Source organism: Corynebacterium tuingiense, assembly GCF_046718165.1.
In the GTDB taxonomy this organism is placed as follows: Bacteria; Actinomycetota; Actinomycetes; order Mycobacteriales; family Mycobacteriaceae; genus Corynebacterium.
Genome location: NZ_CP177101.1, coordinates 2,291,855 through 2,315,079, shown reverse-complemented (window position 1 = coordinate 2,315,079; position 23,225 = coordinate 2,291,855). Strand labels below are relative to the sequence as shown.

Genomic DNA, 23,225 nt, shown 5'->3' with positions numbered 1-23,225 from the left:
CGATCACAATTCGCCAATTCCCAGCATATTGGCCGCAAATGAAAAGTTTTCGGTGACCATTGCGGCGTCGGCAAGTGTGTTATACGGTTAGTTACACAACTAACTAAGTAACTAACGAGCCGAAGGTGATGATGGACAACTCCACGCAACCGCTCTTTCGGCAGATTGCGTCCTTGGTGGAAGACACCATTGTGGACGGCACTCTGGCGGAGGGTGATAGAGCGCCTTCCACCAATGAGCTGGCGGATTTCCACAACATCAACCCCGCAACAGCGAGGAAGGGGATCACTCTCTTGGTGGACCTGGGGGTGCTGGAAAAGCGTCGGGGAATCGGCATGTTCGTGGCACCAGGGGCCCTCAAATCGATTCGCGAGCGCCGCCGCCGTGATTTTGCCGCCGAATACATGGCACCGCTGGTCGATGAGGCCGTTCGGCTGGGCTATAACCGCGCCCAGCTCCATGACCTTTTTGACCGCGTTGCAGAAAGCAGAGGAATGTACTCATGATTACTACCCGCGATTTCACCTTTTCCGCTGGCCTGACCCACGGGCTCGTGGGCCGCAATGGAATTGGGAAAACCACCCTTTTGCGCAAGGTTGCCGGCCATATTCAATCCGGCCGAATCACTGTCTTCGACCGCCAGCCCTTTGATAATCAATTCGTACTCGACCGGGTGATCCTGATGGGCATCGACAATCCGCTGCCGGATTCGTGGGGCAGCAAGAAGCTCGGCTCTGTTGGCCAGACTCGGTGGCCAAATTGGAATGCAGAGCGATACAGTGACCTTATCGCCCGGTTCGATATCCCAGACAAGGCGTATTCCGCACTTTCGCGCGGCCAGAAATCGGCTTTAGGGTTCGTTTTCGCCGTTGCCTCTGGCTGCGAAGTGATGCTTTTGGATGAGCCGTATCTCGGCCTCGACATTCCGCGGCGCGAACTCTTCTACGAGGTGCTCCGGCAAGAACACGGTCGCACCATTGTCGTCTCGACCCACCACCTCAGCGAAATAGAGGGGTTGTTGGACACCATTGCGCTCATGGGTGAAAACCCCATTAGTGGGCCTGTTGATGACTTTATTGATGCTTTCCTGGAGCTGAGCGGCCCCAAAGAAGCTATTTCGCCCGCCATTTCCGCTTTGGATCTTCCAGTCCTAGAGCGCGCCTCGACCAATTTGGGCGATCAAGCGCTTGTCGATGCCCGCTCTAGCTCCCCCGAACCAATCTTCCGCTATGCCAACGAACATCGGCTGCGGATAACTGAGGTGCCACTGGAAAGGGCTGTCCGAGCATTGGAGGAGCGCTCATGAAACTTCTATGGCATACAACGGAGTGGGTAGGGTTCGGGGTTTTATTATTTCTTTCGCTCTACCCTGCAATCTTCGGCGGAAAATGGGGTGCCATCATAGCGCTGATCCCTATCCTGACGTATCAGCCTGACTTTTATAAGTACCAAATACTGGGGCTGAACTCGGAGATCTGGAATAAACACCGCCGGATACTTGTGACGGTTTTTGCCGTGGTGGCCGTCGTAGGAGGCGCAGCTCGTCAATATTGGTGGGTACTGCCCATCTACGCTGCCGCTTTGTGTTGGGCTCTGTGGAGGAAACAAACCCCAACTAGGACCGGTTACTCGACGACTCCGCTAGGAATTACCTCTAGAATTGGGCGTTATCCGCCGACGTTGGAAGCACAGGCGGTATACCGGCGGCAGATTAGGATATGGCTCATAGCTGTCGGCCTAGTTATTGTCGCCGTGGCCGTCTCGCTTTTGAGTACGCTGTGGGAGCCCCTAGAAGCTGTGGCTTTCATTGTATGGATACTGTTGGCATTGTTTGCCATGCAACCCATGGGAGTGCTGCGCGAGACTCTCAAGGATTATGTAACTCTAGGCGGTACACGCGGACGGTGGGCTGTAATGACCGCTGCGACCGGAGTAATCCCAATTATTGGATGTGCCGCAGTAGGACTCGCCCTTTCTAGCGCGGCATCTGGCGTGTGGCCGATGTTCAGCCTGGCCACGGTGGCAGCCTTGAGTGTTCCTGGATTTACGTACCTCGAATTTCTGGAGAAAAAGACACTCGGCGCCTTTGTTGTGTACGGGCTAGCAGTCGCGGGACTCGTATGGCTACTTATTCAGGAAAAGGTGACGCCCTTGCAGGGGATGATCATCGCAATAGTTCTATATACCCTTTGGGCGCTAACGCTGCCCATGTATGCGCGCCGAATCAGCAGTATGTGGGACAAGGGAATTAAAGGCTGGTTTGGAGTGAAATAAAACCAGTAGTTTTCGGCTCTCGCCAGGGAGTTTGTGAAAATTTAAAGTGGTGTGTAACTTAATACGAGTCAGCGCGACCGACAGCGCCCCACAGAGACAGACATTGTTTCTGGCTGAAGCGGCGAAAGGAAAACGGCCCTGACAAAAACAATTTTACTCGCAACGAGTTCCATGCTTTTGGGCATGTAGCTGTTGTGTGGTGACGATGTCTGAGAACTCAATAGTGTGCCAATGTACTTATTTTTTATTTTTGTGTGCATGGTTGTGTGTTGATTGGTCTGTTGGCCAGCAAGCCTAGATTTGGTTTGTTGGTTGGTGTGTGCCGGTAAGGTATGTGAAGCATGTACCTTTTTGAATACTGTTTAGTGTTTCGGCTGCATTGATGGATTGGTTGGCATGTGATTGTGTTCAACTTTTTGTCTCCCTTTTTGTGCCCCGTCGGGTTGGGGAGGCAGTGATTTTTCTTTGTAGTAATTTTTGGACGCCAGCATGGGCCTGCTTTTGTGGGTTTGTGGTGGTTTGTTCTTTTGGTTAGGTTTGGGCTTTTCACGGCCTTAATTTTGGAATGTTGTTCTGAAATTCTTTTTGTGGAGAGTTTGATCCTGGCTCAGGACGAACGCTGGCGGCGTGCTTAACACATGCAAGTCGAACGGAAAGGCCCTGCTTGCAGGGTACTCGAGTGGCGAACGGGTGAGTAACACGTGGGTGATCTGCCCTGCACTTCGGGATAAGCTTGGGAAACTGGGTCTAATACCGGATAGGAGCCATCTTTAGTGTGGTGGTTGGAAAGTTTTTTCGGTGTAGGATGAGCTCGCGGCCTATCAGCTTGTTGGTGGGGTAATGGCCTACCAAGGCGGCGACGGGTAGCCGGCCTGAGAGGGTGTACGGCCACATTGGGACTGAGATACGGCCCAGACTCCTACGGGAGGCAGCAGTGGGGAATATTGCACAATGGGCGCAAGCCTGATGCAGCGACGCCGCGTGGGGGATGAAGGCCTTCGGGTTGTAAACTCCTTTCGCTAGGGACGAAGCTTTGTGTGACGGTACCTAGATAAGAAGCACCGGCTAACTACGTGCCAGCAGCCGCGGTAATACGTAGGGTGCGAGCGTTGTCCGGAATTACTGGGCGTAAAGGGCTCGTAGGTGGTTTGTCGCGTCGTCTGTGAAATTCTGGGGCTTAACTCCGGGCGTGCAGGCGATACGGGCATAACTTGAGTGCTGTAGGGGTAACTGGAATTCCTGGTGTAGCGGTGAAATGCGCAGATATCAGGAGGAACACCGATGGCGAAGGCAGGTTACTGGGCAGTTACTGACGCTGAGGAGCGAAAGCATGGGTAGCGAACAGGATTAGATACCCTGGTAGTCCATGCCGTAAACGGTGGGCGCTAGGTGTGAGGGTCTTTCTACGACTTTCGTGCCGTAGCTAACGCATTAAGCGCCCCGCCTGGGGAGTACGGCCGCAAGGCTAAAACTCAAAGGAATTGACGGGGGCCCGCACAAGCGGCGGAGCATGTGGATTAATTCGATGCAACGCGAAGAACCTTACCTGGGCTTGACATACACCAGATTGGGCTAGAGATAGTTCGTCCCTTTGTGGTTGGTGTACAGGTGGTGCATGGTTGTCGTCAGCTCGTGTCGTGAGATGTTGGGTTAAGTCCCGCAACGAGCGCAACCCTTGTCTTATGTTGCCAGCATTTGGTTGGGGACTCATGAGAGACTGCCGGGGTTAACTCGGAGGAAGGTGGGGATGACGTCAAATCATCATGCCCCTTATGTCCAGGGCTTCACACATGCTACAATGGTCGGTACAACGCGCTGCGACACTGTGAGGTGGAGCGAATCGCTGAAAGCCGGCCTTAGTTCGGATTGGGGTCTGCAACTCGACCCCATGAAGTCGGAGTCGCTAGTAATCGCAGATCAGCAATGCTGCGGTGAATACGTTCCCGGGCCTTGTACACACCGCCCGTCACGTCATGAAAGTTGGTAACACCCGAAGCCGGTGGCCTAAACGTGTTAGGGAGCCGTCGAAGGTGGGATCGGCGATTGGGACGAAGTCGTAACAAGGTACCCGTACCGGAAGGTGCGGGTGGATCACCTCCTTTCTAAGGAGCTTTTTTATTGGGCTGCAGTTGCAGCCATGGCCCACAGTTGTGGGTTGCCCACCGTGTTTGATGGTGGGTTGGTGGTTGAGTGGGCGAGTGTTCTGCTGCCACCGAATTTGGAAATTCCGGGTAGGAGACACACCTTAATCAGCAGTATCAAGTGTTGAGACAGTGCTTTGTGACATGCGTAAAAGTGTCCATGCATACAAAATTAATGTTGAGTGGTAAGTCGTTGGTGCATTGTTGGGTGTCTGGGGCATTATCCCCTTATTGTGTGCCTGACTGGTTGATGGATGCCATTCATTGTGGTGGTGTTTGTTGTCAGTTGGGGTGTTGTGTGAGAACTGTATAGTGGACGCGAGCATCTGCATGATGCCATCTGCTTGTGTGTGGGTGGTGTTGTGTGTGTGATGTGATTTTTCTTTTTGTTTATTTTGTCAAGTTCACTTGTTGCTGCTGCATGTGGGCTGCGTGACCTTTTTGTTGGTTGTGTGGTTTGTGTGTGGTGGTTGGTGTGTTCGTTATTTAGGGCGCATGGTGGATGCCTTGGCATGCTGAGCCGATGAAGGACGTGTAAGGCTGCGTTAAGCCTCGGGGAGTTGTCAATAAAGCGTTGATCCGAGGATGTCCGAATGGGGAAACCTGGCCCTGGTTATGTGGGGTTACCCTTCAGTGAATTCATAGCTGTTGTGGGGGTTACGCGGGGAAGTGAAACATCTCAGTACCCGTAGGAGGAGAAAATAATAATGATTCTGCTAGTAGTGGCGAACGAACGTGGATGAGGCTAAACCGTGTGCATGTGATACCTGGTAGGGGTTGTGTGTGCGGTGTTGTGGGGCCTAGCTGTGTGTCATCTACCAGTGGCACGCCCTGTGCATTGTTGTTAGGTGAAGTGGTTTGGAATGGCCTGCCGGAGTAGGTGAGAGTCCTGTAGCTGAAGATGATGATGTGGGGGTTGTTGGGTTCCCGAGTAGCAACGGGCTCGTGGAATCTGTTGTGAATCTGCCGGGACCACCCGGTAAGCCTAAATACTCAGTGTGACCGATAGTGGATAGTACCGTGAGGGAATGGTGAAAAGTACCCCGGGAGGGGAGTGAAATAGTTCCTGAAACCATGTGCTTACAATCCGTCAGAGCACTTTTTATTGTGTGATGGCGTGCCTTTTGAAGAATGAGCCTGCGAGTCAGCGGCATGTCGCGAGGTTAACCCGTGTGGGGTAGCCGTAGGGAAACCGAATCCTAATGGGGTGATAAGTGGCATGTCCTGGACCCGAAGCGGGGTGATTTACCCATGGCCAGTGTGAAGCAGCTGTAAGAGGTTGTGGAGGCGCGAACCCACGTAGGTTGAAAACTGCGGGGATGAGCTGTGGGTAGGGGTGAAAGGCCAATCAAACTCCGTGATAGCTGGTTCTCCCCGAAATGCATTTAGGTGCAGCGTCGCATTGAGCTTGGTGGAGGTAGAGCGACTGGTTGGTTGAGCGGGACTACAATCTTAGCAATGTCAGCCAAACTCCGAATGCCATCAATTGTGTTGTGCGGCAGTGAGACTGTGGGGGATAAGCTTCATAGTCGAGAGGGAAACAGCCCAGATCGCCGGTTAAGGCCCCTAAGGGTGTACTAAGTGGAAAAGGATGTGGGATCGCGAAGACAGCCAGGAGGTTGGCTTAGAAGCAGCCATCCTTGAAAGAGTGCGTAATAGCTCACTGGTCGAGTGGTTCTGCGCCGACAATGTAGTGGGGCTCAAGTACACCGCCGAAGCCGCGGCAAGCAATAATTTTTTGTTGTTTGGGTAGGGGAGCGTCGTGCATGGGTGGAAGCGTTACCGTGAGGAGGCGTGGACTGTGTGCGAGTGAGAATGCAGGCATGAGTAACGAATTGTAAGGTGAGAATCCTTACCGCCGGATGACTAAGGGTTCCTGGGTCAAGTTCGTCTTCCCAGGGTGAGTCGGGACCTAAGGCGAGGCCGACAGGCGTAGTCGATGGATAACCAGTTGATATTCTGGTACCCGTACATGTGCGCCCATGATGAAGCACTGATACTAACCACTGCGGATACGCTACCTGTTCACTTTTTTGAGTGTTGGTGGTGTTGATGTCGTGGGGCCTGATGTGTGGTTCAAGTGATGGGGTGACGCAGTGAGGTAGCCGCGCCACTTAGTGGATTGGTGGTGTAAGCGTGCAGATCGTGTGGTAGGTAAATCCGCCGCACAGTGTGGTTGAGGCGTGATGCGTAGACCCAAAAGGGTTGATGGTGGTGATCCTGTACTGTCGAGAAAAGCCTCTAGCGAGTGTGTGTATGGCCCGTACCCTAAACCGACACAGGTGGTCAGGTTGAAGATACTAAGGCGTTCGGGTGAACTGTGGTTAAGGAATTCGGCAAAATGCCCCCGTAACTTCGGGAGAAGGGGGGCCCTGTGATGTGAAGACCCTGTGCGGTTGGAGTGTTGTGGGGTCGCAGAGAATAGAGGGAAGCGACTGTTTATCAAAAACACAGGTCCATGCGAAGACGTTAAGTTGATGTATATGGACTGACGCCTGCCCGGTGCTGGAAGGTTAAGAGGACCGGTTAGTAGTCTTTTGGCTGCGAAGCTGAGAATTTAAGCCCCAGTAAACGGCGGTGGTAACTATAACCATCCTAAGGTAGCGAAATTCCTTGTCGGGTAAGTTCCGACCTGCACGAATGGCGTAACGACTTCTCTGCTGTCTCGACCACAGGCCCGGTGAAATTGCATTACGAGTAAAGATGCTCGTTACGCGCGGCAGGACGAAAAGACCCCGGGACCTTCACTATAGCTTGGTATTGGTGTTTGGTTCGGTTTGTGTAGGATAGGTGGGAGACTGTGAAGCTGTCACGCTAGTGGTGGTGGAGTCGTTGTTGAAATACCACTCTGATCGGATTGAGCATCTAACCTTGGCCCATGATCTGGGTTGGGGACAGTGCCTGGTGGGTAGTTTAACTGGGGCGGTTGCCTCCCAAAATGTAACGGAGGCGCCCAAAGGTTCCCTCAGCCTGGTTGGCAATCAGGTGGTGAGTGTAAGTGCACAAGGGAGCTTGACTGTGAGACAGACATGTCGAGCAGGGACGAAAGTCGGGACTAGTGATCCGGCACCTACTTGTGGATGTGGTGTCGCTCAACGGATAAAAGGTACCCCGGGGATAACAGGCTGATCTTCCCCAAGAGTCCATATCGACGGGATGGTTTGGCACCTCGATGTCGGCTCGTCGCATCCTGGGGCTGGAGTAGGTCCCAAGGGTTGGGCTGTTCGCCCATTAAAGCGGCACGCGAGCTGGGTTCAGAACGTCGTGAGACAGTTCGGTCTCTATCCGCCGCGCGCGTTGAAACTTGAAGAAGGCTGTCCCTAGTACGAGAGGACCGGGACGGACGTACCTCTAGTGTGCCAGTTATCCCGCCAGGGGTAGTGCTGGTTGGCTACGTACGGAAGGGATAACCGCTGAAAGCATCTAAGCGGGAAGCCTGTTTTAAGATGAGGTTTCTTTTGAGGTCCCCTAAAGACTATGGGGTAGATAGGCCAGACTTGGAAGCACTGTAAGGTGTGAAGGCTACTGGTACTAATTGACCAAAACAAACACACCACAACAACCCCCAAAACACTATGTGGTTTGAGGTTGGAGTTGATGGGTGGACTTGTTCTAGGCGAGTAAACAAATAAATGAACACATTCTTGTGTGTCGCGTCCACTATGCAGTATCTGACACAACACCACACGCAGTGGTGGGTAGTGTTCTGATAGGTTTGTCGGTGGTTCATAGCTACAGGGAAACGCCCGGTCCCATTCCGAACCCGGAAGCTAAGCCTGTACACGCTGATGGTACTGCAACCGGGAGGTTGTGGGAGAGTAAGTCACCGCCGACACCAAACAACAAACAACAAAATACTGTTTATACACAACAAAATACTGTTTATACGATAGTCCCCGAAAGACCATCACCCTGATTCGTTGAGGTGGTTGGTGTTTCGGGGACTGCTTGGTGTTTCACCCCCGCTTGAATTTGCGACGTGTACTCTGTCGAGCTGGGGTTGCCCGCAAATCGTGGACAACTAGTGAAGCTACCTAGTGGTTAGGCTGCTATTTCTTCTCTGCTGTTGGTTAGGCTGGTGTCGTTCTCGAAGTTGATGTTCAGAAGACTGAAATGGTAGCGGTGTGGTGAGTATCTGGTAGGACCTGAGTGAGTATCCGGTAACGGGTAGACTCGGTCCTCGACTTGTCGACTTCCCGAAAGCAGCCGTTCGTCAACGCCGCGTCCTGCTAGGCGGTGGTCGGGCCGAGGCTTCGTAGTGCATGGTTCGATTGTGGAATGGAGCGGTGAGAGCACTCGAGCCGAAGGTAAGAATGCTGCCGTAACAGCAGTGTCATCACGGCATGATAATCCCTCATGGCAGACCCCTTTCAGTATGTGCCGCACCCGAGTGGTGCGGCTACCGGGAGTATCATCCCGAGCCTGGTGAGCCGCTACCGGATAGCCACTAGAGCGCAACCGGATAGTCACGACACTGCTACCAAATACCCGGGCGCAACAGTTGACGGGGCTGACCATCCCGAGTGCTTCAGTGCCGGCGCCGACGGTTGTAGACGACTTCAATCCAGTAGGCAACGGCCTTGCGGGCGGATTCACGGGTGGCCCAGTGCTTCCGGTCGTAGAACTCGGTTTTAAGCGTCGACCAGAACGACTCAGCCATCGCGTTATCGAAACACACTCCGGTACGCCCCACGGATTCGGCAATGCCCAAATTGCGGCACACCGCCCAGATCCGCTCGCTGGTGAATTGAGTTCCGCGATCAGCGTGAAACACTAGCCCATCAGCAACGTCACCGCGCAGTGTGTGCGCCATCCGCAGTGCTCGTTCAACCAGGTATGTATCTTGCACGCTATCCATAGTCCAGCCCAGTAAAACCGGGCCTAACCCCCGACGTGTCCACTTTCCGGGGGTCAGGCCCGTTTCCACCGGAGTTTTATGAAGCTCTCGAGAATGCATTGAAAGAATCTACTCCCCAAGACGTAGCTGCGGCGCTTTTTCCAAACGATCTGGAAGCTCAAGCTGAGATAATGCCTTCGCTTCGTGAAATTGCAGCAATCCAGAAGCAACATTCTGATTCGGGAAAGGTTTCTGTCCGCGCGGTTCCAGCCGCTATCCTGCCGTTCATTGCTGCAATTGGCGGCTGCGTCGTAGGGGCTCTTGGAGCAATCGCTACAGGCGAGCTGGTTAGTAAAATAAGGCATGGTCACCGACTAGAAGCCGAAGCACGTGTTGATGCGCTAATTGGTGGCTGCATCACAGGGGCAGTCCCTCCGATTCTTCGGCCCGTCGCAAAGGCTGCTAAGACTCCCATTCGTAACGCCGTATTAGCGCTTATGATTAGGTGGTATCAGATAACTTAAGGGCTGAGTAGGAAACTTATGGAAAATGAAGTTTGGCCTCTTTGGCAAATCATCACCGCGTCTCTCTTAGGAGCTATCGTGGTCACCATTATATCGCTACAGAGTGAGCGGGGAACCCTAGTGGAAGCGATTTTAATCTTCTGTTTGTCATCGGTCTTTCTTTTTATCGTGTTCTTTTCTGCAGCGAGACTGTTCAACGCGCTCTACCGACGCTGGAACTCTTCTAATCAGGAATAGAAGTATATTTATAACATCCATTTCTTTCTTTACTGGAACACCAATTGCTTCCAGCAATGCCGTAGCCGCACTTTAAGGGCTGTGCAACTGGGCACCTCATGCACTTGGAGTACGTAGGGGCATGTGCAAACCCTCCGTTGTGAAGTGTCCCAGGTTTTGTTCCGTTTGAGTAGATGAAAAATCTGGAACATGCCAAAAAAATTGACTAAGATGCGAAGGACCGTGTGGTCCGTCTTGTAGAGGACCGCATCTTGGCGGGAAACATGTCAATGCAAGCCGCGTGCCAAACAGTAGCTCCAAAACTGGGGGTTTCATGGCACACGGCTTGAAGTGCCCCGAGTTTTGTTCCTAGGCACTTGCCTTGTTTTCCATTATTGCCTGTGGCGCGTTCTGCTTCCAAAACTCGGTTTCCACCTCGACCGGGGTTCGGTATCCCAAGCTTTGGTGGAGCCTTGTCTCGTTCCACCATGACACTCACTCGAACGTCGCGATTTCTACCTCGACAACACCATCCCACCTGCGGGTATGAATCAACTCGTTCTTGTAGGAACCATTAACGTTTTCAGCCAGAGCATTATCATAGGGGTCACCGACACTTCCGGTGGAAGCGGCAATGCCGTGCTGGGCAAGTCGCTCGTTGTAGACAACGCTGACGTACTGCGATCCGTGATCCGAATGGTGAATGAGACCTGTTGTTTCCCTCGCGCTCACAATCGCTTGGTTGAGAGCTTGCAGCGGCAAAGCTTCGGTCCGCATCGAATCTGACAGCGCCCATCCGACGATCCGTCGAGAGTAGACGTCGGTGACAAACGCGGTGTACACAAAGCCTTTCTTCGTGCGCACATACGTAATGTCGGCCACCCACAGCTTGTTCGGGCCCCGGGCTTTGAATTCACGCTCGACCAAGTCCGGGCGCAAATCAGGCACGTTAGCTTTTCGGGTTGTAATCGGTGATCCGCCTTTGCCTTTGCCAGAAACACCGGCCAGGCGCATCAGTCGGGTAGCGTGTTCACGCCCGATATCGATTCCTTCACGGCGAAGCGCATGCCACATTTTCCGCACACCTAAGACACCATAATTATCTCTATGAACAGCACTAATGCGTTCAACCAGCACGCCGTCACGAAGTCGACGAGCACTTAACCCACGGGCTTTGGACTGGCGATAACCACGCGAGGTGATAAACCCACCAGCCCGGTTATTTTTCAACGTCTTACAAATGAACTCGGGCAGAGAAACGATTCCGGTATTTATCGATGAACCGGATCATTTCTTAACGTTTGGGGTCGAGTTCCGACGCGAAAAAAGCTGACGCGGCCTTCAGCAGCTCATTAGTGTCGCGTAGCTCTTGATTTTCACGGCGTAGCCTCGCGTTTTCGGCGGCCAAATCTTCAGGTACAGGTTCTGGGGTGTTTCCTGCACGGCGGGCCTGTTGAGTCCATTGACGAGCCGTGTGCCATGAAACCCCCAGCTTTGGAGCTACTGCCTGGCACGCGGGGTGCATCGACATATTTTCCGCCAAGATGCGATCTTCCACGAGACGGACCACACGGTCCTTGGCATCCTGGTCAAATTTTCTTGGCATATTCCAGATTTTCCCATCTACTCAAACGGAACAAAACCTGGGACACTTCATAACTTATTTCAACGTGTCCACCTCCCAAAGGACAGGAAGCGGTTCTCCAGATCGTTCAACCCAACGACGGTTCCCAGTGGTTCATTTACGGCTGTTCAGCTTTCGATATTTGACGTTTGGAAAAGACGAACCGGATTTGTGGTTGAGCTACAGCGTGCCTGCGCCTGCGCAAACGGCAGTGGCGAATACGGGAGGCCTGGTGTCCTCAGTATCGCGTGAGCTCTATTCGGTTCGGCCGTGCCCCAGGCAAATTAAGGAAAACCGCACGGCTTTAGTGATTTAAATCTTGACGACGCGAAACGCGACGCCGAGCTGTTAAAGCTACTTGGGGCCTAAAGCAAGTCGTGCGTGGCCAAGGGCAGGCCGGAGGTGAAATGGCGCATTTTGCCGGTAAGTGGATCGGTGAATTCTAAGTCCGTTGCTGTTAAGTGCATGGGTATGGCCATGTCTTCGGCCTCCTCGGGGAAAATAGTGGGGTAGACCGGATCGCCGAGGATCGGTATGCCTGCCTGCCACATGTGCAGCCGCAATTGATGGGTTTTTCCAGTCTGGGGTTTTAGGGTGTAGAGACCAAGATCTGGCAGCGGACCATGAACCTTTTCATAAGGAGCCTTATCAATGGGTTCCACCGATTCTAGTGTTGTGAAAGCATTTGGTTCACCATCTGCTATTCGTCCTTGGATTTCACCGGGGGTTTTAGTTAGGTGAGAGGACCATTGGAGGGGCGTCGGCAAGCGGCGGAATTCCGCGACCGCCTGGTAGGTCTTGTGGACTTTCTTTTCTGCAAAGAGGGACTGGTAGGCGCCGCGGACGTCCTTGTGCTTAGTGAATAGAAGCAGGCCGGAGGTGAGGCGGTCGAGGCGGTGTGCCGGCACTAGCTCGTTATTGCCGGTGGAACGGCGGAGGCGAACGGTGGCGGTTTCGACGATGTGCCGGGCGCGCGGCATGGTGGCCATAAATGGGGGTTTATCGGCTACCAGGATGTTCTCATCTTCATAGATGATGGGGATGTCATAGGGCACGGGTGTTTCTGGTGCGGGGATGCGGTAGAAGAAGACATCGACATCTTTGCCGAGCACGGTACCTGGCTTTAGGGGAGTTTGATCGCGCAGGACTACCTCGCCGGCGGTGAAGCGGTCACGCAGCGCCTGTGCATCATCGTTGGGGTGGCGGTGGCGCTGCGAGGATATGACTTCGCTGAGAAAATCCCAGGTGCTCAGGCCTGCCTCCGGGGTGCGTACGCGCGTAGGATTGAGCCCATTTTTGATGGGCAAAGGGATGAATCCTTTTTTGCGATGTATTAGTGTGTTTGACATGGATATTAATTCTCTCGCGGACCAGGTGATGGCCTTTTTCAATGACGGAATTGGCGCGGTGATAAGGGGCGTATTCCGAACGCTCCTCGAAATTTTCTCTCCGTCCAATTCTGATCCTGCAACTGTCAACCATTAAGCCTAATCCGTACTATAATTAAGTTATAACCACTGAAAGGAAAGATCATGGCTAAGGAAGACATTGTAGTCGTCGCAGTCGACGGCTCTGACGCCTCAAAGAACGCCGTCCGTTGGGCAGCTAATACGGCGATGAAGAGGGAAATCCCCCTGCGTATCGCATCGAGCTACACCATACCGCAGTTCCTGTATGCAGAAGGTATGGTTCCGCCGAAGGATCTCTACGATGACTTGCAGGACGAGACCCTGGAAAAGATCGAGGAAGCTCGTGCACTCGCGCACGAGGTAGCCCCAGAGCTCAAGATTGGGCACACCATCGCAGAGGGCTCCCCCATCGACATGCTCTTGGAGATGTCTCATGACGTCACCATGGTCGTGATGGGTTCGCGCGGTATGGGCGGCCTGTCTGGCATGGTCATGGGCTCTGTCTCCGCTGCAGTTGTTTCCCACGCAGCTTGCCCGGTAGTTGTGGTTCGTGAAGATAATAATGTCACCGACTCCACCAAGTACGGCCCAGTTGTCGTTGGTGTGGACGGTTCCGAGGTCTCTCAGAAGGCCACCTCCTATGCGTTCCGCGAAGCCCAGGCTCGCGGCGCGGCCCTCGTTGCCGTGCACACCTGGATGGATATGCAAATCCAGGCATCCCTCGCCGGCCTTTCTGCAGCTCAATCTGAGTGGGCAGAAATTGAAAAGGAACAGACCGAGGTACTGGAAGAAAACCTGAAGGAACCGCGCGAAGAGTTCCCAGATGTTGAGGTGAAGAAGCAGATCACCCGTGACCGCCCCGTCCGTGCGCTGACGGAAGCTGCCGAGGGCGCGCAGCTTCTCGTCGTTGGTTCCCACGGCCGTGGTGGATTCAAGGGCATGGTCCTTGGCTCTACCTCCCGCGCATTGCTGCAGTCTGCACCGTGCCCGATGATGGTGGTACGCCCAGACGACGAAGGCTAAGTCTTTCACTAGCCTGACTTCCCAGCGCTCTTCTCCCGGCTTTTAGAGCTAGGGAGTGGAGCGCTCCTGGTGTTTTAGAGCCACTTTGCTATACAAATGTGTCGCATTTGTTATCACCACTTGAGTCACAGAGGTTTAGACTGGGGAGTATTCGATACGTTTATATTAGGAGGAAATCATGGGACTAGGTTTGGGTCTATTTACTTCAATCATTGTTGGTATCATTGCCGGTTGGCTGGCAGAGAAGATTATGAAGCGTGACCACGGGTTGTTTACCAACCTGGTGGTGGGTGTTGTCGGCGGCCTCATCGGTGGCATCATTATCCAGCTACTGAATATTGAGGCTAGCGGTGGTTGGATCTTCTCCATCATCGCGGCCACCGCGGGTGCTTGCCTCTTGCTGTGGATTGTGGACAAGGTGAAACAATAGTCCGCATATAATTAGCGTACATACCGGTTTGTCTATAAAGTGTAGATGAACCGGTTTTGTCGTTGTAGAGAGGAATCCATGGCAGAGAAGAAGTCGCGCCGCAATCGCCCCAGCCCGCGGAGCCGATTGTTGGAATCTGCAACCAAGCTCTTTAAAACTGAGGGCATTCGCGTCATCGGTATTGACCGCATCTTGCGCGAAGCGGATGTGGCCAAGGCATCCCTATATTCGTTGTTTGGTTCCAAGGATGCCTTGGTTATTGCCTACGTAGAGTCCTTGGACGAGCAATTCCGTCAGGACTGGGAGCAGCGGACGGCTGCCATGCAGGATCCGGACCAAAAGATCTTGGCCTTTTTTGACAAGGTCATTGAGGAAGAGCCAGAAGAAGGTTTTCGCGGTTCGCACTTCTTGAATGCAGCGGGCGAGTACCCGCGGCCTGAAACGGATTCGGAGCGCGGCATCGTCGCGGCCTGTATGCAGCATCGCGATTGGGTGCACTCTACCTTGACGGCTCTGTTGACGGAGCGCAACGGCTATCCCTCGGCCTCCCAAGCAAGCCAGCTCTTGATTTTCCTCGATGGCGGTCTTGCCGGATCCCGCCTGACCAAGGAAGCAGGGCCGCTCTATACCGCCCGCGAGCTAGCTACTCAGATGCTGTCGGCTCCTCCTGCTGATTATTCGATTTAAGGTACTTGCGCGCCTCCATGCGCAGCCGGTTGACCCGCTTTTTCTCCTCCTTGGAAAGAGCGGGTTGTTTTTCTTTATTCCGCCAATTTTGAAGGCTCTCGCGACGCATCGCATTCACTTCATCGGTGAGCGGGTAAAACTCGCGCAGCATGATTTCGAAGATGATGGTCTGAATGAGGGTGATCCAATATGCACAGCCCCAATAAATAATGATCGCGACGGGAATGGGGCCATTATGAGCCAGGTGCCAGAGGAAGAAGGGCACGATGATGAGCAAGATGCCCATGAAAATGAATATGCGGCGGTTCAGTTTTAGATCGAATTGCGTGGTGCGGAAGCTGCGGATGAGGGCGATGATGGAATTCGCCATGGTAAAGACGATGGCAGCAATGAGGACGGGATTAAGAAGATCGCCGTGATCGCGGGCGAAGTCAGTGATTGGGGCGCCGTAGAATGTGGTTTCACGAAAGGCGGCGACGTCGTCAGCATTGAGCATGCCGACGGTCTTTGAGTCCTGATCGACTTTCGACATCCGAAGGATCACCTGGTATAAACCAATGAAAACCGGAATCATGATGAGCGGTGGGATGCAGCCAGCAGCAGGTTTGTAGTTATAGCTCTTCATGAGGTCCTGCTGATTTTTGATGAGCGCAGCCATTTCCTCTTTGGTGCTGGCCTGATTCATTTCCTTGGAGATATCGTTATTCTCCGGCCGCATGAGGACGCCGATGCGTGCGGAGCGCAGCGACATCCAGTTGAGGGGGATGACGATGCCTCTCACGGTGAGCACCAAAAGGAAAATGGAGACAAGCCACGCAGCGGATTCATCAACGAAGCCGCTGATCAGCCAATGCCAGAATTTCATGATTCCGGAAACCGGGTACATGAAGAACTCGAACATGGTTTTCCTTTCGGTGAGGAAGTATGGTTTAGAACATGACAAAAGTTCTGGGCGAACTCATGCTAACCATTGGTTTGGTTTTAGTTCTATTTGCATTCTATGAAGCCTATTGGACGAATGTGGAATCAGGGCGCTTACAAGATGAAGCTAATGCAAAATTAGAAGAGCAGTGGCGCAATCCCCGGGAGAAAATGAACCCAGATTTGGGAGATGCCTTCGCACAGATGTACATCCCGGCCTTTGGCTCGGATTATCACTTTGCCATCATCCAAGGCACGGACGACGATGATCTTTTACGCGGCCCGGGCCACTATGAGGACACACAAATGCCAGGTGAGACGGGAAATTTTGCGGTGGCTGGGCACCGCGTGGGCAAGGGTGCCCCATTTAATGATTTGGGTTCTTTGCACACCTGCGATGACATCATCATCGAAACCCAAACGGAAAAGATTACCTACAAGGTGCTGCCCATCGATGGCGAGCATGCGGATTGCTTCGATGAGGTACCTGATGAATATAGCCATGTTGCCGGCAGGCACATCACCACGCCTGGCGATGTCTCAGTGATCGACCCCGTGCCGGGAACTGAAGCGGATCCCACGCAGGGAATGCTGACTCTGACCACCTGTCACCCACAATTTTCCAACGCCGAGCGCATGATCGTGCACGCGATGGAAGTTGGAAAGGAAGCTAAGTAATGTATCGCGCTTTGTGGAATCTATTGCCAGGGCCGAAGCCAGTGAAGGCGCTACTCGCCATCGCCATTGTGGTGGGAGTGTTCTTCCTCCTCATGGAGGTCGTATTCCCCTGGGTGTCGCCGATGATGCCCTATAACGACGTCGCGGTTTAAAGCCCTAAATTGGCAATGGCTTCCTGGGCAATCTGCTCGGACTTGAAGGTCTGTTGCTGATTGCTCCACACCAGCACCGCGTGGGTGTCCTTTTGCACAGCATAGACGGCCTGCTCATTGATGATGCCCCGTCCGCCTTCCCAGCCTGCAAAGGAGGCGGGCTCGGTGGCATCGATTGGCGCTGCCCAATCCACCGCGGCGCGGGCGTCTTCTACGGTGGGCATTTCGCGCACGATGACGGTAGCTTGCGGGTGGTCCTGATAGGACCAGAAGACGCACGCGGGGGTGGGAAAGCGCGTGTCGATGCCCTGCTTGGTAAGGCGCTCACCATTGGTATTTTCTAACCAGCCGGGGTCGATATAAGGACAATCGCTCCACTCGTTGACCTCTGCGGTCTGTTCCACGTTGATGGCGGCGCTTTCCGATGCCACCTCGTCTCCCGGTTCGGCTTGGTCTGCTTGCTCGGTCTGGCATCCCGCGATCCCTATTCCGGTCAGTGTGAGAAGGACAAGTAGGCTTTTGCGCATGAGCTCCACACTAGATCGGGATACCGATGCGCTACGCACCGGTATCCACTTCTTAACGGCGGTCCTGCTGGTGGTGGGTATTTTTACGTCGGTGAAAATGCCGCTGTCCCAGTCCCTTATCAACCTATTGCTATTGGTGGGGTTCGCGGCCGTCTACTTTGCGGGATCGATCTATGCGGAGCAGTGGCCGCGGCCTATGCGCTACCTGTGGATAAGCATCCTCACGGTGTTATGGGGCGCGGATCTATTCGTGGCTCCCGCTGCCATCTACCTGGTATTCGTCATGTACTTTTTGTACCTGACCGTGCTGGATATGACTGCGGGTATCCTATGCGTCATCGGCGCTACCGTGCTCACCATCGTGGTGCAGATACCGGGAGGCCTGACCTTTGGCGGGGTGATGGGTCCGGCGGTCTCGGCACTGGTAACCGTGGCGATTACGTATGCGTTTCGCACCCTTTCGCGCATGAACCGGGAGCTAGTAGAAACCCGTACGCAGTTGGCGGCCACGGAGCGGGACGCCGGCATGGTGGCAGAGCGCCAGCGCATCGCCCACGAGATTCATGACACCTTGGCCCAGGGGTTGTCATCGATTCAGATGCTCCTGCACTCCGCCGACCGGGATCTTGATAAGGAAGACATTGCTGCCGCCCGCCGGCGCATTGAGCTAGCGCGGCGGGCCGCCGCGGATAACCTGCATGAGGCCCGTGCCATGATTGCGGCGCTGCAGCCTCCCACGCTAACGGAGACATCCCTTGAGGCGGCGCTAACGCGCATGGCGGAAAACTTCGCCGCTACGGCGGGGTTCCAGGTGGAGGTCGAAAGCGAGGGGGCTGAGCAACAGCTGCCGATGAAAATGGAGGCGGCGCTATTGCGGATTGCACAGGGGGCGGTGGGGAACATCGTCAAGCATGCCCATGCTAGCCGCGCCCGGATCACCGTCACCTATGAGACCGACGAGGTGCGCGTGGATGTGGTGGATAATGGGCAGGGTTTTGAGCCCGCGACGGTGGAAAGCGCGCCGGCGGGCTTGGGGCATATTGGCCTATCTGCTATGCGGCGCCGCGCGCAGGAGCTGGGCGGCGAGGTGGTCATAGAATCCGCGCCGGGGGAGGGCACGGCTGTGTCAGTTAGTATGCCCTTGGATAAGGCGGTAGATTAAACTTTTGGATGAGAAAAACATCGATAGGAGGGATGTCGTGATTCGGGTCCTTTTGGCAGATGACCACGAGATTGTGCGGCTGGGGCTGCGTTCGGTGCTCGAAGGTGCAGAAGATATCGACGTAGTGGGCGAGGTAGCGACGGCGGAGGCAGCGGTGTCTGCGGCACAAGCAGGCGGTATCGATGTCATCCTCATGGACCTGCGCTTCGGGGCGGGCCTGGAAGGAACGCGCGTTATGGGTGGCGTCGAAGCTACCGCGCAGATTCGCTCCACCATGAGCACGCCGCCCAAGGTGCTGGTCATCACCAATTATGACACCGATGCGGATATCCTCGGCGCCATCGAGGCAGGCGCGGTGGGCTACCTCCTAAAAGACGCCCCACCGCAGGAGCTTTTGGATGCCGTCCATTCCACGGCGGAGGGGGACTCGGCACTTTCGCCCATCGTGGCAGACCGCCTCATGACCCGAGTCCGCACGCCCCGCACCTCATTGACCCCGCGCGAGCTAGAGGTTTTGCAACTGGTGGCGGCGGGGGCCTCGAATCGGCAGATCGGTCAAGACCTCATGCTTTCTGAGGCCACGGTGAAATCCCACCTGGTGCACATTTATGACAAATTGGGTGTGCGCTCGCGTACCTCTGCGGTGGCGGCCGCCAGGGAACAGGGCGTGCTCTAAGCGTCTAGTGGGCGGAGTTGTAGGCGTCGATAATATCCTGGGGGATTTTGCCGCGGCGCGCTACGTCATGGCCCTGCTTTTTCGCCCACTCGCGGACCTTGCGGGGATCGACCTGTGGGGACTCGGCATCGGGGGCGGCATGTGCGGCCTCGACAAAGGGAGCGATTGCCTCATGGAAGCGGCGAGCATTGTCGCGGGATAGATCCATGATGTAGCTGCGCCCGTTGACGCTGAAGCGGACTACTTCTAATTCATCCTCACCAATGAGTTTATTATCAAGGTCATCATAAAATTGCGTGATTTCGCGGCGTGCCATAGTGCCTCCATGGTTTATTGCGTAGATATGTTGGACTAATACTGGAATTTGGAATCTGAATTAACTTTAATTCAATTCTGCCAGTGTAGAAATTAATAGACAATAAAAATTTACTTATTGGCGCTTACGTATAAAAATATCGCCGCTACCTTAAAGAAAGGTGAACGGCGACTGGTGGAAAGAAAAGGAGAAATTAAGCGCCGAGGCGCTGTTGAATCTCCGCAGTAACGGAATCGATCTCTCCGCTAATGGTCTTATGTGCACGGCGACGCTGCTGCTCCGTCATGAATTCGGCGTTATCGATCGCGGAATCAACCTCCTCGAGGCGCTCGCGCACGTCCCGCTTGAAGCCGGCGGGCAGATCTACATCCTTGAGGGAATTACGGATGCCGGCGGTGCGGGCCTTGAGCGGCGCGCCGTAACCCGAAAAGGAGGCCATTTCTGCCGAACTTACGCCCGCCTTGTGAGCCTTGCGCTTTTCTTTTTCGGACTTAAGGCCCACAAATGCGCGATAAACGAGGGGAAGCAAAAGCGGGGCGGCGGTGCGCAGTGCGCCGGCATAGCGCTTGACCTTGCCGGCATTAAAGTGGCCCTCGCGCAACTTTTCCAGTTCTTTTTCCGCCATTTTCTGTTCGTGTTTACGGCGCTTTTTAAGGCCCTTTTCTTCGGCCTTGACGAGGTGCTTTTCTTGCTTGGCAAGGAGCTTTTGTTGACGGCGGCGATCCTTCGACTGGGCCTTTACTTCAGCCTTGGCGCGCGCCTTCGCCGCCTTGGCCTGCGCGCGCGCTTCTTGGCGAGCCTTTTTCAATTTCTTGAGGATACTCATAATTTTCCCTTACGTTTGATCGAGTCTGGATTCAACATTACCTTGCTGTTCTATTAAGCTCACCCGGTGTGGAGGATGTCGTTGTAGCTTCGGATCTCGTTGGGTGCCGCTATCGCTTGGTGCAGCGGCGCGCGCACCCGGAGATTCCGCGCACCCGATCCTCGATCGCTCGCGCCGAGCGCCACAGCGCCGCCGTAGACGCGGTGATGGAATTATTCCCGCGCAAAGCCCCTGGCCGTTTCCGGCGCATCGATCTAGAAGGCGATGATTGGGAACGCGCCATGGCAACGCTGGAGGCCCTGGCCTCCGGCTATACCCACATCACTAATGCGGTCTTTGCCACCGAAAAGTGGAAAGTGCACGTGGAATTGCTGCTGCGGGAGGCGGGCTCCTATACCCCCATTATTGTGAGCAACCACCGCGTCGCGCGCAAGCACCCAAAGAAAACCACGCTTGCCGTGCCCACCCACCGCCTTGGGTTGAGCGAGCCCATGGAGGTTCCGTACAAGGCCCGCCACCATGCCGTCGATGGCTATCGCTTGGCGCTCGCCGCCGAGGCCTTAGAGGACATGGGCCTGAACTCCGGGCGGGGCGGTGCCATTGGTCAGGACCGCCAGCAGGCTTTTTTCACGGAGACGGCGAAGTTTGACGTGCAGCGCGCCTGGGATAAGCCGCTTCCCACCGCACCGGTGCGGGTCAAAGAATGCGCGAGTTGCAGGTTCTGGCCCCTGTGCGAGCAAGAACTGGTGGCGGCGGACGATATTTCCCTTTTCTTACCGGGCGATCGCGCCCGCCCCTTCCGCGAGCGCGGGATTACCACGGTGCAGGCGCTTATCGATGCCAATGTGGGCGAGCCCTCCCGTCTCGCGGCCGCGTGGCGCTCTGGGCAGACGCTGTTGCGCCGCGGGGATACTTCGGTGCCGCGGGCGGATGTCGAGGTGGATGTGGACATGGAAGCCTACATGGACCAGGGTGCCTACCTGTGGGGTGCGTGGTTCGAAGGCGAGTACCACCCCTTCGTGACGTGGGAGCCGCTGGGCGGGCGCGCTGAGGCGGAGAACTTCGCCGAATTTTGGCGGTGGTTGATGCGGCTGCGCGATACGGCGCATGCAGAGGGCAAGACCTTTGCCGCTTATTGCTATTCCGCCCACGGTGAGAATCACTGGATGCGCCGCTCCGCGCAGCGCTTCCGGGAGGTGGATGAACGGGAAGTAGAAGACTTTATCTCTTCCCCAGAGTGGGTGGATATGTTTGCCTACGTGAGGAGATCCTTCGCGGGGCCCTTTGGGCTGGGGCTCAAAGTGGTGGCCCCAGTGGCGGGATTCCGGTGGCCGGACGAGGACTTTGATGGCGAGGAATCCGTGAACGCTCGCCGGGAGGCCCTAGCGGGCGATATGAGCGTCCGGCAGCGCCTCTTGGACTATAACGCCGGGGATGTCCACGCCACACGGATAGTGCGCGAGTGGATGAGCGACGGCGCGCCGGGAATCCCGGAGCTCTAGAGCGCGGCAATAAAAATGTATATGAACAGCAGGATGCCAAGGCCGATATAGATTTGGTTCCAGTCCGCGATGGTCTTTGGCTCGGGACCTTCCGCCTTTTTCATTAGCACCTGCTTTTGGGCCTTGACCGCGCGGGCGATGAATATGGGGTAGACCGCCAAAGAGCCAATGCATAGCAGCGAGGCCACTACCTTGAGCACGGAGATATCCGTGCCTATCCAGATAAGCAGGCCGCCATTGACGAATGTGGCGCGCAACAGGCCCCACCGATCCAGCTCTTGCAGTCCCGCGCGGACCGCGCCGGGGCCACCGCCCATGGTGGTGGGAAGAAGATAGCTCATGACTCCGATGAGCAGCTGCGCCGCAAAACCCACGACGAGGCCGAGCGTGGGAAGCCCTGGTTCCGCAACGAGGAAGTGCTGCGTGGTGTAGTACGCCAGGGATAGCACCAGCCAGAGTGCGGCCATCAGCACCGAAACGGAGGCAAAGTTAACGCGATCGCGCGGTGCGCGGGCGACGTCGATGACATTGCCAAGCCACTGCTGCAGGCTTAGCATCCAGCCGATGCAATAGATAATCAGCCCGAGCTGCGGGAAGTTCAAAAATGCGCCAATGGTCGTTGCCACCACGCCCAGGGTAAGCAGTAGGAACGAGGAGGACATGCGTTCATTGGTGCCCTGCGTGCGCCAGATGGTGGGAAAGAGGATGGTCAAAGAACCTGCCGCGGCAAGGCCGATGAAACCGCCGATATTGGCGGCGATATGGGCTAAGAGCAACTGCGGATCGCCCGGGTGAATGGACAGGATTGCGCCGAAGACCGCACCTACCGGCAGGCACAGCGCGGACAGCACATAGGCGCCGACAACTGGGCGGAAGCGCTTATCCTTAGCTGTTCGCCACTGGGTAAACAAGGACACCGCGTGCCATAAAACGGTGAGCGCGATAAGCATGGCACCGATCTGGGTCAGTATCCAGTGATGATCCCAGAACTGCACGAGGATTTGGCCCGCCACGGCGATGATGATGCCGATATTGAGGATATAGATGCGCGCGAGCTGCTTGGGGCGGGCGGAATCCGGCAATTTTTGTTGCACGAATTTTTCAGTCAGGTGCTGCGACCACACCAAGATGCTGTTGGTGACTAGGCCCAACGTGAAGAGGTGGATTAGTACCCAGCGATAGTTGGGCACAAATATGTGCGCTGCGCCCACCACGATGAAGACCATCATCCAGATGGACACGGGGCGTGAGGCTTTGCGGTGCCAGGTGCGGCTCGACCACTTATCTTGAGGCATAAAAC

18 protein-coding genes, 3 rRNA genes and 2 pseudogenes are annotated in these 23,225 nt (G+C 55.0%); 14 read left to right on the top strand and 9 right to left on the bottom strand.

From position 1 onward, the window contains the following. The first annotated feature begins 131 nt into the window (after positions 1 to 131). From ACLI1T_RS10965 to rrf, 6 genes are all read left to right on the top strand, one after another. On the top strand, positions 132 to 506 hold the full coding sequence (locus ACLI1T_RS10965; RefSeq protein WP_237792662.1) for a GntR family transcriptional regulator: 375 nt from the start codon (positions 132 to 134) through the stop codon (positions 504 to 506). Beyond that, positions 503 to 1,306, top strand: a complete 804-nt coding sequence (locus tag ACLI1T_RS10960; RefSeq protein WP_411702678.1) for an AAA family ATPase — start codon at positions 503 to 505, stop codon at positions 1,304 to 1,306. The genes ACLI1T_RS10965 and ACLI1T_RS10960 overlap by 4 nt, the downstream gene beginning before the upstream one ends. Next, on the top strand, positions 1,303 to 2,274 hold the full coding sequence (locus tag ACLI1T_RS10955) for a hypothetical protein (protein ID WP_284809540.1): 972 nt from the start codon (positions 1,303 to 1,305) through the stop codon (positions 2,272 to 2,274). The genes ACLI1T_RS10960 and ACLI1T_RS10955 overlap by 4 nt, the downstream gene beginning before the upstream one ends. Before the next feature lie 584 nt (positions 2,275 to 2,858). After that, positions 2,859 to 4,376, top strand: a 16S ribosomal RNA gene (locus tag ACLI1T_RS10950). A 514-nt stretch (positions 4,377 to 4,890) separates the two neighbouring features. Then, a 23S ribosomal RNA gene (locus tag ACLI1T_RS10945) occupies positions 4,891 to 7,969 on the top strand. 163 nt (positions 7,970 to 8,132) lie between these two features. Then, a 5S ribosomal RNA gene (gene rrf / locus ACLI1T_RS10940) occupies positions 8,133 to 8,250 on the top strand. Together the 16S, 23S and 5S rRNA genes form the textbook arrangement of a ribosomal RNA operon. Before the next feature lie 668 nt (positions 8,251 to 8,918). Here the strand turns inward: rrf and ACLI1T_RS10935 are convergent. From ACLI1T_RS10935 to ACLI1T_RS10920, 4 genes and pseudogenes are all read right to left on the bottom strand, one after another. Beyond that, positions 8,919 to 9,309, bottom strand: a pseudogene (locus tag ACLI1T_RS10935) (transposase); the annotation flags it as partial. A gap of 1,178 nt (positions 9,310 to 10,487) precedes the next feature. Further along, positions 10,488 to 11,222 carry an IS3 family transposase gene (locus ACLI1T_RS10930; protein WP_411702677.1) on the bottom strand — a complete coding sequence of 245 codons (735 nt, stop codon included), beginning with the start codon at positions 11,220 to 11,222 and terminating at the stop codon, positions 10,488 to 10,490. A gap of 64 nt (positions 11,223 to 11,286) precedes the next feature. Continuing rightward, positions 11,287 to 11,623: pseudogene (locus tag ACLI1T_RS10925) on the bottom strand (transposase). A 358-nt stretch (positions 11,624 to 11,981) separates the two neighbouring features. After that, complete coding sequence (locus tag ACLI1T_RS10920) at positions 11,982 to 13,028, bottom strand: pseudouridine synthase (RefSeq protein WP_411703318.1); 1,047 nt, start codon at positions 13,026 to 13,028, stop codon at positions 11,982 to 11,984. A gap of 120 nt (positions 13,029 to 13,148) precedes the next feature. On the opposite strand from ACLI1T_RS10920, the gene ACLI1T_RS10915 reads away from it, so the two are divergent. The 3 genes from ACLI1T_RS10915 to ACLI1T_RS10905 all read left to right on the top strand — a co-directional run bounded on the left by ACLI1T_RS10915 (position 13,149) and on the right by ACLI1T_RS10905 (position 15,165). Further along, entirely contained in the window at positions 13,149 to 14,048 is a 900-nt protein-coding gene (locus ACLI1T_RS10915; RefSeq protein WP_411702676.1) for a universal stress protein, read from the top strand. A 178-nt stretch (positions 14,049 to 14,226) separates the two neighbouring features. Next, positions 14,227 to 14,478 carry a GlsB/YeaQ/YmgE family stress response membrane protein gene (locus ACLI1T_RS10910; RefSeq protein WP_023024398.1) on the top strand — a complete coding sequence of 84 codons (252 nt, stop codon included), beginning with the start codon at positions 14,227 to 14,229 and terminating at the stop codon, positions 14,476 to 14,478. Positions 14,479 to 14,556: 78 nt separating this feature from the next. Then, on the top strand, positions 14,557 to 15,165 hold the full coding sequence (locus tag ACLI1T_RS10905; RefSeq protein WP_023024396.1) for a TetR/AcrR family transcriptional regulator: 609 nt from the start codon (positions 14,557 to 14,559) through the stop codon (positions 15,163 to 15,165). Here ACLI1T_RS10905 and yidC read toward each other — a convergent pair. Beyond that, positions 15,122 to 16,066 (bottom strand): membrane protein insertase YidC, encoded by a 945-nt coding sequence (yidC, locus tag ACLI1T_RS10900; RefSeq protein ID WP_411702675.1) that lies wholly within the window; start codon positions 16,064 to 16,066, stop codon positions 15,122 to 15,124. The genes ACLI1T_RS10905 and yidC overlap by 44 nt on opposite strands. A 35-nt stretch (positions 16,067 to 16,101) precedes the next feature. Here yidC and ACLI1T_RS10895 point away from each other — a divergent pair, with 35 nt between their 5' ends. Together ACLI1T_RS10895 and ACLI1T_RS10890 are read left to right on the top strand one after the other, a co-directional pair. After that, complete coding sequence (locus tag ACLI1T_RS10895) at positions 16,102 to 16,764, top strand: class E sortase (RefSeq protein WP_284849696.1); 663 nt, start codon at positions 16,102 to 16,104, stop codon at positions 16,762 to 16,764. Beyond that, on the top strand, positions 16,764 to 16,916 hold the full coding sequence (locus ACLI1T_RS10890) for a hypothetical protein (protein ID WP_239269333.1): 153 nt from the start codon (positions 16,764 to 16,766) through the stop codon (positions 16,914 to 16,916). Before ACLI1T_RS10895 ends, ACLI1T_RS10890 begins: the two co-directional genes overlap by 1 nt. Here the strand turns inward: ACLI1T_RS10890 and ACLI1T_RS10885 are convergent. Continuing rightward, on the bottom strand, positions 16,913 to 17,443 hold the full coding sequence (locus tag ACLI1T_RS10885) for a DUF2020 domain-containing protein (protein WP_411702674.1): 531 nt from the start codon (positions 17,441 to 17,443) through the stop codon (positions 16,913 to 16,915). The genes ACLI1T_RS10890 and ACLI1T_RS10885 overlap by 4 nt on opposite strands. On the opposite strand from ACLI1T_RS10885, the gene ACLI1T_RS10880 reads away from it, so the two are divergent. Continuing rightward, positions 17,442 to 18,605: a sensor histidine kinase gene (locus ACLI1T_RS10880; RefSeq protein WP_411702673.1), complete on the top strand. Its 1,164-nt coding sequence runs from the start codon at positions 17,442 to 17,444 to the stop codon at positions 18,603 to 18,605. The two genes, ACLI1T_RS10885 and ACLI1T_RS10880, sit on opposite strands and share 2 nt — an antisense overlap. A 37-nt stretch (positions 18,606 to 18,642) precedes the next feature. Continuing rightward, positions 18,643 to 19,281, top strand: coding sequence for a response regulator (locus tag ACLI1T_RS10875; RefSeq protein ID WP_239269330.1), 639 nt, complete (start codon positions 18,643 to 18,645; stop codon positions 19,279 to 19,281). A 4-nt stretch (positions 19,282 to 19,285) separates the two neighbouring features. On the opposite strand, the gene ACLI1T_RS10870 is transcribed toward ACLI1T_RS10875, so the two are convergent. Together ACLI1T_RS10870 and ACLI1T_RS10865 are read right to left on the bottom strand one after the other, a co-directional pair. After that, complete coding sequence (locus ACLI1T_RS10870; protein ID WP_239269329.1) at positions 19,286 to 19,597, bottom strand: histone-like nucleoid-structuring protein Lsr2; 312 nt, start codon at positions 19,595 to 19,597, stop codon at positions 19,286 to 19,288. Positions 19,598 to 19,790: 193 nt separating this feature from the next. Further along, on the bottom strand, positions 19,791 to 20,423 hold the full coding sequence (locus tag ACLI1T_RS10865; RefSeq protein ID WP_349868039.1) for a DUF6474 family protein: 633 nt from the start codon (positions 20,421 to 20,423) through the stop codon (positions 19,791 to 19,793). A gap of 68 nt (positions 20,424 to 20,491) precedes the next feature. Between ACLI1T_RS10865 and ACLI1T_RS10860 the strand changes: the two genes are divergently transcribed. After that, the gene (locus ACLI1T_RS10860) at positions 20,492 to 21,925 is read left to right on the top strand and encodes a TM0106 family RecB-like putative nuclease (protein WP_411702672.1); all 1,434 of its coding nucleotides are present in this window, start codon (positions 20,492 to 20,494) and stop codon (positions 21,923 to 21,925) included. On the opposite strand, the gene ACLI1T_RS10855 is transcribed toward ACLI1T_RS10860, so the two are convergent. Further along, the gene (locus tag ACLI1T_RS10855) at positions 21,922 to 23,220 is read right to left on the bottom strand and encodes a copper oxidase (RefSeq protein WP_411702671.1); all 1,299 of its coding nucleotides are present in this window, start codon (positions 23,218 to 23,220) and stop codon (positions 21,922 to 21,924) included. The two genes, ACLI1T_RS10860 and ACLI1T_RS10855, sit on opposite strands and share 4 nt — an antisense overlap. Positions 23,221 to 23,225: the final 5 nt, after the last annotated feature.

What these genes read in the sequence shown, in the direction of transcription:
- ACLI1T_RS10965 (WP_237792662.1), top strand. Translation starts at nt 132, where the DNA reads ATGGACAACTCCACGCAACCGCTCTTTCGGCAGATTGCGTCCTTGGTG.
- ACLI1T_RS10960 (WP_411702678.1), top strand. Translation starts at nt 503, where the DNA reads ATGATTACTACCCGCGATTTCACCTTTTCCGCTGGCCTGACCCACGGG.
- ACLI1T_RS10955 (WP_284809540.1), top strand. Translation starts at nt 1,303, where the DNA reads ATGAAACTTCTATGGCATACAACGGAGTGGGTAGGGTTCGGGGTTTTA.
- ACLI1T_RS10915 (WP_411702676.1), top strand. Translation starts at nt 13,149, where the DNA reads ATGGCTAAGGAAGACATTGTAGTCGTCGCAGTCGACGGCTCTGACGCC.
- ACLI1T_RS10910 (WP_023024398.1), top strand. Translation starts at nt 14,227, where the DNA reads ATGGGACTAGGTTTGGGTCTATTTACTTCAATCATTGTTGGTATCATT.
- ACLI1T_RS10905 (WP_023024396.1), top strand. Translation starts at nt 14,557, where the DNA reads ATGGCAGAGAAGAAGTCGCGCCGCAATCGCCCCAGCCCGCGGAGCCGA.
- yidC (WP_411702675.1), bottom strand. Translation starts at nt 16,066, where the DNA reads ATGTTCGAGTTCTTCATGTACCCGGTTTCCGGAATCATGAAATTCTGG.
- ACLI1T_RS10895 (WP_284849696.1), top strand. Translation starts at nt 16,102, where the DNA reads ATGACAAAAGTTCTGGGCGAACTCATGCTAACCATTGGTTTGGTTTTA.
- ACLI1T_RS10890 (WP_239269333.1), top strand. Translation starts at nt 16,764, where the DNA reads ATGTATCGCGCTTTGTGGAATCTATTGCCAGGGCCGAAGCCAGTGAAG.
- ACLI1T_RS10880 (WP_411702673.1), top strand. Translation starts at nt 17,442, where the DNA reads ATGAGCTCCACACTAGATCGGGATACCGATGCGCTACGCACCGGTATC.
- ACLI1T_RS10885 (WP_411702674.1), bottom strand. Translation starts at nt 17,443, where the DNA reads ATGCGCAAAAGCCTACTTGTCCTTCTCACACTGACCGGAATAGGGATC.
- ACLI1T_RS10870 (WP_239269329.1), bottom strand. Translation starts at nt 19,597, where the DNA reads ATGGCACGCCGCGAAATCACGCAATTTTATGATGACCTTGATAATAAA.
- ACLI1T_RS10865 (WP_349868039.1), bottom strand. Translation starts at nt 20,423, where the DNA reads ATGAGTATCCTCAAGAAATTGAAAAAGGCTCGCCAAGAAGCGCGCGCG.
- ACLI1T_RS10855 (WP_411702671.1), bottom strand. Translation starts at nt 23,220, where the DNA reads ATGCCTCAAGATAAGTGGTCGAGCCGCACCTGGCACCGCAAAGCCTCA.